Annotated in this window: 8 protein-coding genes; 4 read left to right on the top strand and 4 right to left on the bottom strand. The window is 71.2% G+C overall.

Features of this window, described 5'->3' with window-relative positions:
- Positions 1–57 precede the first annotated feature (57 nt).
- The 4 genes from DY240_RS30405 to DY240_RS30420 form a co-directional block, all read right to left on the bottom strand.
- Positions 58–4,767 carry a galactose-binding domain-containing protein gene (locus tag DY240_RS30405; RefSeq protein ID WP_199702771.1) on the bottom strand — a complete coding sequence of 1,570 codons (4,710 nt, stop codon included), beginning with the start codon at positions 4,765–4,767 and terminating at the stop codon, positions 58–60.
- Positions 4,768–4,874: 107 nt separating this feature from the next.
- Positions 4,875–5,915 carry a hypothetical protein gene (locus DY240_RS30410; protein ID WP_119663391.1) on the bottom strand — a complete coding sequence of 347 codons (1,041 nt, stop codon included), beginning with the start codon at positions 5,913–5,915 and terminating at the stop codon, positions 4,875–4,877.
- A 4-nt stretch (positions 5,916–5,919) separates the two neighbouring features.
- Positions 5,920–6,540 (bottom strand): hypothetical protein, encoded by a 621-nt coding sequence (locus tag DY240_RS30415; RefSeq protein WP_119663392.1) that lies wholly within the window; start codon positions 6,538–6,540, stop codon positions 5,920–5,922.
- Between the two features lie 135 nt (positions 6,541–6,675).
- Positions 6,676–7,701: a LacI family DNA-binding transcriptional regulator gene (locus tag DY240_RS30420; protein WP_119663393.1), complete on the bottom strand. Its 1,026-nt coding sequence runs from the start codon at positions 7,699–7,701 to the stop codon at positions 6,676–6,678.
- A gap of 255 nt (positions 7,702–7,956) precedes the next feature.
- On the opposite strand from DY240_RS30420, the gene DY240_RS30425 reads away from it, so the two are divergent.
- The 4 genes from DY240_RS30425 to DY240_RS30440 all read left to right on the top strand — a co-directional run bounded on the left by DY240_RS30425 (position 7,957) and on the right by DY240_RS30440 (position 13,135).
- Positions 7,957–9,261, top strand: coding sequence for an ABC transporter substrate-binding protein (locus DY240_RS30425; RefSeq protein WP_119663394.1), 1,305 nt, complete (start codon positions 7,957–7,959; stop codon positions 9,259–9,261).
- Positions 9,262–9,448: 187 nt separating this feature from the next.
- Positions 9,449–10,294: a carbohydrate ABC transporter permease gene (locus tag DY240_RS30430; RefSeq protein ID WP_119663395.1), complete on the top strand. Its 846-nt coding sequence runs from the start codon at positions 9,449–9,451 to the stop codon at positions 10,292–10,294.
- Between the two features lie 12 nt (positions 10,295–10,306).
- Positions 10,307–11,131, top strand: a complete 825-nt coding sequence (locus DY240_RS30435) for a carbohydrate ABC transporter permease (RefSeq protein WP_119663396.1) — start codon at positions 10,307–10,309, stop codon at positions 11,129–11,131.
- 66 nt (positions 11,132–11,197) lie between these two features.
- Positions 11,198–13,135 carry a glycoside hydrolase family 127 protein gene (locus DY240_RS30440; RefSeq protein ID WP_199702775.1) on the top strand — a complete coding sequence of 646 codons (1,938 nt, stop codon included), beginning with the start codon at positions 11,198–11,200 and terminating at the stop codon, positions 13,133–13,135.
- Positions 13,136–13,183 lie beyond the last annotated feature (48 nt).

Raw genomic sequence — 13,183 nt, forward strand, 5'->3', positions numbered from 1 at the left:
CCCTCGGGGCGCGCGTCGCGCGCCCCGAGGGCCGGGAAACGGCGTGGTGCTACCCGCTCACCCGCAGGCGAGCGCCGGGTAGTCGTCCACGATCACCGACCGCCTGCCGTCGGCGGCGGTCGCGGTGACCGTCACCTCACCGGCGGGCAGGTCGGCCACCCGGGTGGCGAACATCTGGTACGCCGACGCGCCCGGCTCGATGCCGGTCAGCGGCCGCGTCCCGTACGCCGTCGCGAGGGTGATGTCGAGCGGGACGGTGTCCTCGTTCGTCGCCCGGACCGCGACGAACGCCCGCCGCCCGAGGCAGCGCACCTCGGTGGTCACCGACACGTCCACCGGGGCGATCCCGTCGCCCACCGTCAGCGTGAGCGTGGTGGACGTCGTGCCCGCCTCGCTCACGTAGTCGGGCAGGATCAGGTCGCCCTCGATGACGTACACGCCGGGGGTGTTCACGACGGACTCGTCGAAGTCCCAGTCGACGCCGATGGCCTGGTTGTCGCGCGAGCCGTCGTTGTACGACACCTCCACCTTCGTCGGCAGGTACGGCAGCTCGCCGACGTCGACGGTCTGCTCGAACTGCTGGGCGCCCTGGATCGAGATGCCGCCCTGCGAGTTCTCCGGCCGCACGTAGATGCGCGCCTCGGCGATGAGGCCGTACGTCGTGTTCGTGCCGTAGACGACGAACGGCTCGACGTTGGTCTCGGCCACCATCTCCGGCGTGATCGGCTGCCAGGTGAACGGCAGCGTGCCCCGCGGACCGCTCGAGTACTCGACGTCGAGCTCGGCCGGCAGCGTCGGCACTTCGCCGACCACGGTCCGCATCAGGACCGGGCCGGCCACCTCGCTGACGGTGTCGCCGTTGACCCGCCACCGCAGCACCCCCGTCCCGGCGCCGGAGCCCTGCACCCCGAAGATGCGGATGCGCAGGTGGCTCGTCGTCACCGGCTCGAAGTCGAGGTGGTTGTACGCGTTGCGGGTCAGCGCGCCCGCGTACGTCGACGTGCCGGTGAGCGTGACGGGCGTCCAGGTCTGGCCGTCCGCCGAGTGCTCGATGACGTACGTGTCGGGCCGGGGCATCCGCGTGCCGCCGTTGTCGTCGTACCAGTAGATGTCCGTCGACCCGATGAGCACCGGGGAGTCCCACGCGTACTGGATCCACGCCGTGGTCGCCACGCTGGTGCCGTTGTTCGGCTGTCCCCACGAGCCCCAGCCGTTGCCCGCGCCGGGCGACGAACTGGCCGGCGTGGTCGACTCGTTGACGCGCAGCGGGTTCTCCCACGGTGCGCTGCCGCTGGTGGTGATCGTGGCCAGCGCGCCGAACTCGGCCGACGTCGCCTTCTCGGTGAGCTGCACCTCGACATCGCGCTGCGTGGTGAGCTCGCCGTCCGACGCCGTCAGCCGGAACACGTAGGTCCCCGCGACGGTGCCGGTGACCTGCGTGGTCAGAGCGTTCGGCGCGCCGAAGATGACGCCGGCGCCGTCGGGCTTCGACACCGTCGACCAGCCGTAGGTGAGCTCGCCGGTGTCCGGGATGCCGTCGTCGGTGATCGCGCCCACGAGCGTCGTGGACAGGTTGCCGTCGCGCGACCGGTCGACGGTGACGGTCACCGTCGGCGGGTCGTTGACGACGTCGGGCACCTCGCGGCCGGAGTCGAAGACCTGGATCTCCGAGATCGCCGTAAAGAAGGACGGGGTGTTGGTGAACGCCACGCGCACCCGGTCGGTCGTGACGGCGTCGAACAGCGCCTCGTTGAACTTGGCGCCGGGGATCTTCGGCGACTTGAACGCGTCGGGAACGGTGACCCAGCCGCCGTCGCCGTCGGGCACCTGGATGGTGTAGCGCTGCGGCTCGCGGTAACCACCGGTCTGGCGGTCGCTGACGAACCACACCTTGACGTTGTCGAACCGCACCGGCTCGCCGAAGTCGAGCTCGACGTAGCCGCCGGGCTCGGTGGTGCCGTAGTTGCCCCAGTACGGCTCGTTGACGGTGACGCCGTCGGTCACGGCGTCGAGCGAGACCGGGCGCTCGGTCTCGCTGATCGCGCCCGGCGTGTAGTTCATCGAGCCGGTGCTCCAGCCGGGCGTGTGGAACTGCCGCCACGACGTCGGACGGGGGCCCTGCTGGGTGAACGACGACGACAGCGTGGCGCCCTCGGCGAGGTTCGGCGCGTCCTCGCCGAGGTCGATGCCGGCGGTGCGCAGGTACGACACCACCCGCTCGTCGTCGATCGCGGTGCCGACGGCGGACGGCAGCTCGGCGCCCGCGTCGGCCACGACGGTGACGGTCAGGCCGTCGTCGGACTCCACGATCTCGTTCGTGTTCGGGTCGTAGACGAACCGGCCCAGCGCGTCGGCGGTGACCTTCTTCTCGCCGTCGACGAACAGGCTGTAGCCCGCGCCCAGGCCGTAGTGGGAGCCGTCCTCGTCCCACACGATGGTGACGTCCTTGCCGTGGTAGCGCAGGTTGTTGACCATGAAGTGGTCGTAGCCGAGGTCGATCGGCCACAGCTCGATCACGTCGTCGGACCGCGGCTGGATGCCGCCCATGTCCTCGACGTAGATGTAGTTCATGTTCCCGAGCATCACGTGGTTCGGGTTGTTGCGGTTGTACGTGCGCGTGGCCGGGTTCCAGTTCGAGTAGTACTCGGCCTGGTTGGCCACCCGCGCGTCACCGCCCGGGTAGATGCTCCACGCCATCCAGTCGAGCAGCCGCGCGGCGTACTCGGGCGTGACGTACTTCTGCTCGGGGTCGTAGTGCCGCAGCGCCGAGCGGACGGCGCGGTACTGGACGGTGAAGTTGATGTTGGAGAAGTTGTTCGAGCCGCCGATCCCGAACTTGTTCTTGTCCCACTGGTTGGCCGTGTAGAACGGGAAGATCGGGAAGTTGTCCCCGTAGCGCAGGAACCGGAAGCCGTCGACGTAGGTCTCGTGCTCCTCGAACGGGATGAGGTTCTGCGCGTAGACGTCGTAGAGGTTCGACTCCCGGGCCGGGATGAGGTCGCGCTCGGCCTCGCTCAGCGGGTTCTGGGTGCCGCCCGACGTCGCGCCGTGCGAGGTGCCGGCGAGGAACATCCGCATCTCCTCGCTCCACAGCCGGCCGAGGATCGCCTCGCGGATCTGGTCGGCCGTCGTGCCCATCTCCGTGACCTTCGCGGGGTCGACGCCGGCGAGCTCGTAGAGCTGGCGGGCCGCGTCGAACGCGCCCCACACGTACGCCGACTCCGGCCGCTCGATCGTCCGCGCACCCGGTGCGCCGGCGTTCACCTTCGGGTAGCCGAAGCTGATCGCGTCGGAGTCGTTGCCCGGCATGTAGTTGGTGTCGTAGGCGATGAGGTCGTCGTCGTTGCCGTCGTAGTGCTCGAGCTGGCCCTTGCCGTCCCACTCGAAGTAGTGGGCGAACCGCTCGGCGACCGCCGCGCCGCCGCCGTGGACGTTGTACGCCTCCAGGCCCGCGGTGCCGAGGTACTGCGAGTAGTGGTTGTTCCAGCTGGTGTGGCCGGGGCTGTCGAGGAACGCCGACGAGCCGGACAGCTCGCCGATGTTGAGGATCTGCCCGTAGGCGAGGTACGGGTTGCGGATCCACTTCGTGTCCTGCAGGTGCATCGGCTGCGTGAGCGCGACGGCGTTCTGGTACAGGTTCACGCCCTCGATCGTGGTCGGGTACTGGTAGACGTAGCCCGGCTCGTTCGCGTCGAGGCTGTTGTAGCGCTCGCCCCACCAGCGGTAGACGATCGCCTTCTCGACGGCCGCGCTCGGCACGTCGATGTAGGGGATGTCGGCCGCCCAGCGGCGGTTGAACTCGGTGATCGCGGTGCGGGCGGCCTCGGCCGGCGCGAGCTGCGCGTACTCGTAGAAGCTGGTCCGCGAGTCCGGCATGGCGCCGGAGTACAGCACGCCGACGACGGACAGGTCGACCGACCCGCCCGCGGGCACAGTGACCTCGCGGTCGAGGGTCGTGCCGTTGCGGGTGAAGCCGGTCGCCTTGAGGCCGATCGTCACCCGCGACCACGGGGTGTCGATCAGGCCGTTGTTGGCGCCGCTGGTCAGCGTGCGGGTGCCGGTCAGCTCGTCGGCCGCCTCCGTGGAGGTGGTGGCCAGCGGCGCGGCGGCGCGGACGGTGAACGTGACGGGCTCGGCGCCCGGGTTGCTGAACGTCAGCGCGGTCACCGCGACGTTGTCGTAGGTGATGAACTTCGTCTGCTCGGCGACCACGCCGGTCGTGCCGATGGTGTAGCGGCCCTTCGCGTGGCTCGGGGCGTTGAATCGCTCGGCGCCCACCTCGGCGACCGTCTGGCCGGGCACCGTGACGGTGTAGAAGTTGCCCAGGTTGTTCGGCCCGCCGGCGTACGCGCTGCCCGCGAAGCCCATGACGCCGAAGTTGCTGTTGCCGCGCATGTACAGCGTGCGGCCGCGGGTCTGCAGGACGCCGTTGCCGCTGGTGCCGCGCACGCCGAGGATGCGGTCGAGGTAGTAGTCGGTCCCGCCGGCGGCGAGGTCCTTCTCGAAGATCGACTGGTGCATGCTCCCCGCGGTGTACGGCACGCCCGGCTCGAGCGCGGCCGCGACCTGGTCCTCGTTGAGGTAGGTGGGGTCGCCGATGTCCATCGTGTCGGTCAGTCCGTCGGTGTAGAGCCCGACGTCGCTCTCGTTGCCCGGCAGTACGTGCGTATCCGCGTACGCGGAGCCCGGTAACAGCACCAGGCCGCCGCAGGCCATCACACCGCTGGTCGCGGTCGCGATGGCGCGTCTGAATGTTCGTCCCGACATCACCGTGTCCTCTCCATCGGGGAACCAGGGAATGCGGACGCCGACAACGCGTCCGGTGACGTGCGTGCCGCTGCGCGGCGGTGGGCAGGAATCAGCGGATCACCCCTTCAGTGGGCGTCGGTCACGGGCAGCCGGTCCCGCGAGCGGGCCTCGGCGGCGCCATCGGCCCGGGCCCGGGCGAGCAGCTCCTCCAGCCGGGCCCGGCGACGGCGCAGCACGCGGCGCACGACGAGCACGAACAGGACGAGCACGAGCAGCAGCAGGATCTGCGCGAGCGGAAGGGCCCACGCGGTCACGGTCAGCAGCACCGCGGCCGGCGCGACCGAGACCGTCGAGCCCTCGTCCAGCACCGGCTCGACGGCGAGCCGGGCGTCGACCGGCCCGAGCGGCCAGACGCCGGACACCCGCACCGACCGCTCGACGCGGCCGCCCGGCAGCAGCTCGCGCGGCTCGCCGCCGCCGACGTCGTCCACGTCCCCGAGGACGGTGCCGGCGCCCGCCGTCGCCGTCGCGGACACCGCGACGGTGCCGGTGTTGACGGCCTCGTAGTGCACGACCAGGTCGCCCGGCGCGAACGGGTTCCACGACGGCTCGTAGGAGACGTCGGTGATCGTCGCGTCCAGCGCCGCCACGGCCTCGCCGGCGACCGTGAGGTTCACCCGCACGCCGACCCGGCTCTCGACCGCCACCTCCGACCCGGCGGACAGGATCGACGCCGCGATGCCGGCCGGGTGGTCGCCCGGCTCGGCGGTCTCGGGCACCGCGATCTCGACCGGGACGACGACCGACTCGCCGGCGCCGACCGTGGCCTGCTCCGGAACGCCGAGCCACGCGCCGCCGTCCGTCGGCGGCGTACCGGACGGCAGCATGTCGAAGCTGCCGCGCTCGGTGAGGTAGCCGTCGTTCGCGGTGATCGAGAACGTCACCGGCGCCGCCGAGTGGTTGGTCACCGCGACGTGCTCGACGGCCCGCTCGCCCGGCTCGAGCACGACGTCGATGACCCGGCGGCCGTCCGGGCCGTACTCGTCCGCCGGCGTCACGGACCACGTGACGGGGGCATCGGCGGCGCTCGCCGGGGAGACGCCCGCGGCCGCGGCGAGCACCGCCGCCGCGAGGGTCGCCGTCACCGTGCGGGAGAGGCCGGTCATGGCGCTACTGGTCGAACAGCGACAGGGTCAGCACCGAGTGGTACTCGCCCGGCTCGACGTCGGTCGGCGTGCGCAGCGCCAGCTCGGCGGTGACGTCCCAGCTGCCGGTCTCCTCCTCCGCGCTGAACGTCGAGACCAGCAGCTCCTGGCCCACCAGACCGACCGCGGGTGCGCCGGTGCCGTCGGGGATGACGCTGGAGACCGGCTCGCCCTCGGCGACGTTGCCGGTCGGCGACGTCGTCAGCAGCTGCGGCCGCCAGCCGAGGTGCTCCGCGCCGATGGTGTGCTCGCCGTTGACGAAGTCGCCGGCCTGCCCGACGACGGCCCAGTACGCGCCGTCCGGGATCTCCTCAGGGGTGCGGGTGTCGCTCACCGTCACCGTCGGGAGCGTGCCGGTGAACTGGCGGGCGGTGTCATCGGAGCCGTTCTCGGTCAGGACGACGCCGTCGTTCGGCGCGACCGTGAGGGTCAGCTGGCCGGGCGGGGTGATGTCGTCGATGACGACCGACAGGTCGACACCCTCCTCCTCGTCGGCCACCGCTGCCGTCGCCGAGCCGGCGAGGCCCAGGGCGACGAGGCCGAGTGCGGCGACGACCAGCCGGAGTCTGGCATGACGTGTGCTCATCTTCGAACCTCTCCGTCGGTGGAGCCTGAGGGCCGGCCGATCGGCCGTCCCTGGAACGCACACTGCAGAGGACCGGCGGCGATGTTAGCGTTCACACCGCCGCCGGGCCGAGGTCCGGCCGGGCGTCGCACGAGGTCACCCGGGGACGGTCGAGCCGCGGATCACCACCCGGGTGTCCAGCGCCTCGACCCCGGACCGTGGCTCGCCGTCGATGGCGGCGAACAGACGCTGCGCCGCCACCCGGCCGAGCCGTTCGAAGTTCATGTCGACGCTGGTCAGGGCCGGACGGGCGCCACTGGTGAAGATCTCCCAGTTGTCGAAGCCCATGACCGCGACGTCGTCGGGCACGGTGCGGCCGTGTTCCCGCAGCGCGTCCATGACGCCGCGGGCCACCTGGTCGCTGCCGCAGAGGATGGCGTCGAGCCCGGGGTGCTGGCCGAGCAGCATGGACGCCGCGGCCCGGCCCCAGCTCTCGGTCCACGACCCGAACCGCACCTCGCCGACCAGCTCCAGGCCGTGATCGGCGAGCGCGGCGAGCGCCCCTTCGGCGCGCTCCTGCGAGGCGCCGTAGGTGGGATCGCCGGTGATGTGGGCGATGCGGGTGCGCCCGGTCGACACGAGATGGTCGACGGCGCTGCGGCCGGCGCCGACGTTGTCGACCACGATGGACAGGTCCTCGGGGTCCTCCGAGGGCGCGTACGCGTAGACGACCGGGACCGGCAGCTCGCGGCCCAGCGACGGCCGCGGGTCGGTGCGGCTGCCCACCACGATGAGGCCGTCGACCCGCCGGCTGAGCAGCGCCTGGACGTGGTGCTTCTCGCGGATGGCGTCACCACGGGCGTCGCACAGGAAGACGGCCACGCTGTCGGCGCCGAACGCGTCCTCGGCACCCATGAGGATGGGGATGGAGAACCGGCCCTCGAGGTCGTTCGTCAGCAGGCCGACGGTGCCGGTGCGATCGGCCAGCAGGCTGCGGGCCAGCTCGTTCGGCGAGAACGAGAGCTGCTCGGCCGCCTCGACGACACGCGCGCGGGTCTCGGCGCGCACCTGCTTGCGACCGTTGAGCGCCTTGGACGCGGTGGCGACCGAGACACCGGCCAGGCGGGCGACGTCGTTCAACGTCACCTTGCGCGAGGCCGACGACGGCACGGCGTTGTTCATGCTGGTGGCGCCTCCGTTGAGAGCATTTCGGCACACCATACAACAACGCACCGAAACCGACTAGAGCTGTTTTCAAGATCTGTGCACGTGACCGGCCGTTTGACGTTTCGGTTCAGTGAACTCGCACGCCAGAGAGGGTTGACGCGCCTCTTCCGACCTCCTACGGTTCGCAGAAAGCCTTTTCGGCACTTTCGCTCTGGTGTGCCGGCAACGGAGGCATCCCACCCAGATTCGGTCCCACCGGGGAGACGGACGATGCGACGTAGTACGAGGACACGGGCGACGACGGCCGTGACCGCTGCTGTGCTGGCGCTCGTGATGAGCGCCTGCGGCGGTGACGACGACACCGGCACCACCGGCGGCGACGGCGACACGTCGGCGTCGCTGGCCGAGGGCGTCGACGACGGCAGCACCATCACGATGTGGACCAGGGCGGCCACGGAGGCGCAGTCCCAGCGCCTCGTCGACGCCTACAACGCCAGCCACGAGAACCAGGTCGAGCTGACGGTCATCCCGACCGACGACTACCTGCCACGTGTGGGCACGGCCGCGGGCGCCGGTGAGCTGCCCGACGTGCTGAGCCTCGACGTGGTGTTCGTGCCGCAGTTCACCACCGCCGGCGCGTACCTCGACATCACCGAGCGCATCGACGCGCTGCCGTTCGCCGACGACCTCGCGCAGTCGCACATCGAGGTCGGCACGCTCGACGGCGCCAAGCACGTCGTGCCGCACACGATGGACCTGTCAGTACTGTTCTACAACAAGAACCTCTACGAGCAGGCCGGCCTCGACCCCGAGGCGCCGCCCACGACGCTGCAGGAGTTCGCCGAGCACGCCCGCGCCGTCGACGCCCTCGGCGGCGACGTCAGCGGCACCTTCTTCGGCGGCAACTGCGGCGGCTGCTACGTGTTCACCTGGTGGCCGAGCATCTGGGCCGCCGGCGCCGACGTCATGAACGAGGACGGCACGGAGTCGTTCCTCGCCGAGCCCGAGGCCCAGGCCGTCTACGACGTGTGGAAGGGCCTGGTCGAGGACGACATCGTCGCGCCCGGCACCCAGGACGAGGCCGGCCCGACGTGGACCGGCGTCTTCCCCGAGGGCAACATCGGCGTCATGCCGATGCCGTCCACGACGCTCGGCCTCATGCCCGACACGTTCGAGACCGGCGTCGCGCCGATCCCGGGCGTCGACGGCGGCGAGTCGACGTTCGTCGGCGGTGACGCCATCGGCATCTCCAGCAACAGCGAGATCCCAGACGCGGCGTGGAACTTCATCGCCTGGACGCTCGGCGACGAGGCGCAGGTCGAGGTCGTCGCGCAGAACCGCGACGTCGTCGCTCGCACGGACCTCGCGTCGAACGAGTACTCCGACCAGGACCCGCGGCTGGTGACCATCAACGAGGTCGCCGGTGTCGGGCGCACGCCGTACTCCATGCGGTTCGGCGAGACGTTCAACGACCCGCAGGGCCCGTGGCTGCCGCTGGTGCGCAACTACGTGTTCGGCGACGGCTCGACGCTGGAACAGGACAACGAGGCGGTCGACGCGTCGCTGCAGAGCTGACCGGCTCCGGTGGGGCCGCTCCCTCCGCGGCCCCACCGGCACCCCGTCCGCCAGCCCGTCCGCCGCTCCGGCCAGAGGAAGGATCCGACGCTTGGCCAGCCCAGTCCTGCGGGAGCCCGAGGCCCCGCCGGCGCCCCCGACCCCCAGCTCCCGGGCATGGTGGCGCACCCGGACCTTCCAGGGAGCGATGTACGCAGCACCGGCCGGCGTCTTCGTGCTGCTGCTGTTCGTGGTCCCGCTGCTGCTCGTCGGCCAGATGTCGGCCAGCGAGTGGCCGCTGCTCCAGGGCAGCCGGGGCATCAACCTGCCCGACAACTACGCCGGCATCGCCGACGACCGGCTGTTCTGGCCGGCGGTGGGGTTCACCCTCAAGTACACCGTCATCGTCGTCGTGGTGCTGCTCGTCCTCGCGATGGGGATGGCGCTGCTGGTGCAGGAGCGCCGCCGCGGCGTCGGGTTCCTGCGGACGGCGTACTTCCTGCCGGTCTCGCTCGGCCTGGCGTCGGCGTCGCTGCTGTTCTGGGGGTTCTACAGCCCGCAGATCGGCCCGATCGACCCGATCCTGGAGTGGCTGGGCATCACCGACGAGCCGATCCGCTGGATCGGGACGCCGAACATGGCGCTGTTCTCGTCGATCGTGCTGGTGGTCTGGAAGTTCGCCGGGTTCTTCATGCTGATCCTCATGGTCGGGCTGCAGTCGATCCCGAACGAGGTCTACGAGGCCGCCCGCGTCGACGGGGCCAGCAAGGTGCAGTCGTTCTTCCGTATCACGCTGCCGCTGCTGCGCCCGTCGATCGCGCTGTGCCTGATCATCTCGATCACCGGGTCGCTGCTGGCCTTCGACCAGTTCTTCATCCTGACCAACGGCGGCCCGGACAACTCCACCACCACCGTGGTGATGATGATCTACCGGGAGGCGTTCCGCCGCTTCGACCTCGGCTCGGCGGCCGCGCTGTCCGTCGTCGTGCTGCTCGTGCTCCTGGTCATCAACATCGCCCAGTTCCGTTACCTGCGCCGCGGCGCGGACGACTGAGAGGGCGCCGCGATGAGACTGCAACGAGCCATCGGGAACACGTCGTTCTGGGTGTTCGGCGGCGGACTGGCGATCATGTTCCTCGTCCCGCTGATCTGGACGGCCGTCGCGTCGGTCTCGCCGCACGGCGCGACGGCGCAGCAGGACGGCTACGGCTTCAACAACTACCGCACGCTCACGGAGTACGACGCCGGGCTGCTCACCTACCTGTGGAACAGCGCATACGTCTCGATCCTCACCGTGGTGTTCACATTGGGGCTGTCGCTGCTGGGCGGCTACGCGTTCGCCCGGTTCCGGTTCCCCGGCCGCGACGCGCTGTTCCTGCTGATCATCGCGATCCTCATGGTCCCGTACGCGACGCTGCTGGTGCCGCTGTGGGTGCTGCTGGGCGAGCTGGGGCTGCGGAACTCGCTGTTCGGGCTGGCGCTGGTGCTGACGCTGTACCAGCTGCCGTTCTCGATGTTCATGATGCGCATCTCGTTCGAGGCCGTCCCGCGCGAGATCGAGGAGTCCGCGCTGGTCGACGGCTGCGGGACGTTCGGCGTGCTGCGCCGGGTGCTGGTATTCGCGGTCTGGCCGGGCATGATCACCGTCGGGCTGTTCGCGTTCCTGCACGCCTGGAACGACTTCATCGCGCCGCTGTTCATGATCAACGACAGCTCCCGGTACCCGCTCTCGCTGGCCATCGCGACGCTGCGGCAGCAGACGATGGGCGCCGTCGACTTCGGCGCCACCCAGGCCGGCGTCGTGATCATGGCGCTGCCCTGCCTGCTCCTCTTCGTCCTCCTGCAACGGCACTACGTGCGCGGCTTCATGTCCGGAGCACTGAAGGGATGAGGGTCGCGCCGCTGACACTCTCCCCGTCCCGCCGTCCCACCGATCCCTCCTGGAGGTGAATGCATCGTGCCCGCCGACCTGACCGCCGATGCCGGAACCCGCGACGACACCGGCGGCCGGCCCGTGGTGCCGAGCACCGGCCGGTTGCGCCCGCTCGGACTGCGCGAGGTGCGCATCACCGGGGGCTTCTGGGGCCACCGGCAGACCGTCAACGCCACGGCCACGCTGGAGCACAACCTGAGCTGGGAGCGCCGGGTCGGCTGGATCGACAACTTCGCCGCCGTCGTCGAGGGCCGGGCGGGCCGCGACCGCCGGGGCCGCGAGTTCTCCGACTCCGACGTCTACAAGCTCATCGAGGCCATGGCCTGGGAGGTCGCCCGCACCGGCGACGCGTCCGCGGCGGCCTCGATCGACGAGCTGTCCAAGGTGATCGAGCGGGCGCAGGAGCCCGACGGCTACCTCAACACCGCGTTCGGGCACCCCGGCCAGGGCGAGCGGTACTCCGACCTCGAGTGGGGCCACGAGCTGTACTGCTACGGCCACCTCATCCAGGCCGGGGTCGCGCTGCTGCGCGGCGGCGTCGACAGCCCGCTGGCCGACGTCGCCCTGCGGGCCGCGGACCACGTGTGCGCCACGTTCGGGCCCGGCGGCAACCAGGGCTTCTGCGGGCACCCGGTCATCGAGATGGCACTGGTCGAGCTGTACCGGGTCACCGGCGAGCGCCGGTACCTCGACCAGGCGAAGCTGTTCGTCGACCGCCGGGGCCACGGCACGCTCGCCGACATCGAGTTCGGCCGGGCGTACTTCCAGGACGAGGTGCCGGTCCGGGAGGCCGACGCGTTCCACGGTCACGCGGTCCGCGCGCTCTACCTGGCCGCGGGTGCCGTCGACGTCGCGGTCGAGACCGGCGACGACGAGCTGCTCGCGGCGATCGAGCGGCAGTGGGAGGCGACCGTCGCCCGGCGCACGTACGTCACCGGCGGCATGGGCTCGCGGCACATGGACGAGGCGTTCGGCGAGGACTACTTCCTGCCGCCGGACCGCGCCTATTCCGAGACCTGCGCCGCGGTGGCGTCGGTGCAGCTGAGCTGGCGCCTACTGCTGGCGACCGGCGACGTGCGGTACGCCGACCTGGCCGAGCGGACGCTCTACAACGTGGTGGCGACGTCGCCCGCGGACGACGGCCGCTCGTTCTTCTACGTCAACACGCTGCACCGCCGCCACGTCGGCCCGCTGCCGGCGGCGGACCGGGAACACCCGCGGGCGGAGTCGGCGGTTCGAGCGCCGTGGTTCGACGTCTCGTGCTGCCCGAACAACCTGGCCCGCACGTTCGCCAGCCTGGCCGCGTACCTCGTCACGGCCGACGACGACGGCCTGCAGGTGCACCAGTACGCCGACGCGGTGGTGTCGACGCGGCTCGCCGACGGCCGGCCGGCGGGGTTCGAGATGCGCACCGCCTACCCGTCCGACGGCACCGTCGTGCTGCGGGTCACCGAGACGTCGCCGGCACCGTGGACGCTGTCCGTGCGGGTGCCCGCGTGGGCCGCCGACGGCGCCGTGCTGGTCGAGCCGTCCGGTGCACGCCGTCCGGTCGGCCCGGGTGTCGCCTCGGTGACGGCCGCGTTCGCCGTCGGCGACGAGGTGCGGCTGGAGCTGCCGCTGCACCCGCGCTGGGTCCGCGCCGACCCGCGCGTCGACGCGGTGCGCGGCGCCGTCGCCGCCGAGCACGGCCCGCTCGTGCTCTGCGTCGAGTCCGTCGACCTGCCCGCCGGCCGCGACGTCGACGCCGTCCGGGTGGACCCGGCGGCCCCGCTCACCCCCGACGGCGACGGCGCGGTCCTCGCCGTCGGGGCGCTGGCCTCGGACGTCGACCGCGACTGGCCGTACGCCGCGGACGGCCGCGACGCGGCCGCGACGCCAGCCCGGATCAGGCTCGTGCCCTACCACTCCTGGGCCTCGCGCGGCCCGTCGACGATGCGGGTCTGGCTGCCTGTTCTGGAGTGAGCGCCACGCGCATGCCGCGAGATGCGCCGATATCCCCACGGGGATACC

The organism is Jiangella rhizosphaerae (genome assembly GCF_003579925.1).
Taxonomy (GTDB): domain Bacteria; phylum Actinomycetota; class Actinomycetes; order Jiangellales; family Jiangellaceae; genus Jiangella; species Jiangella rhizosphaerae.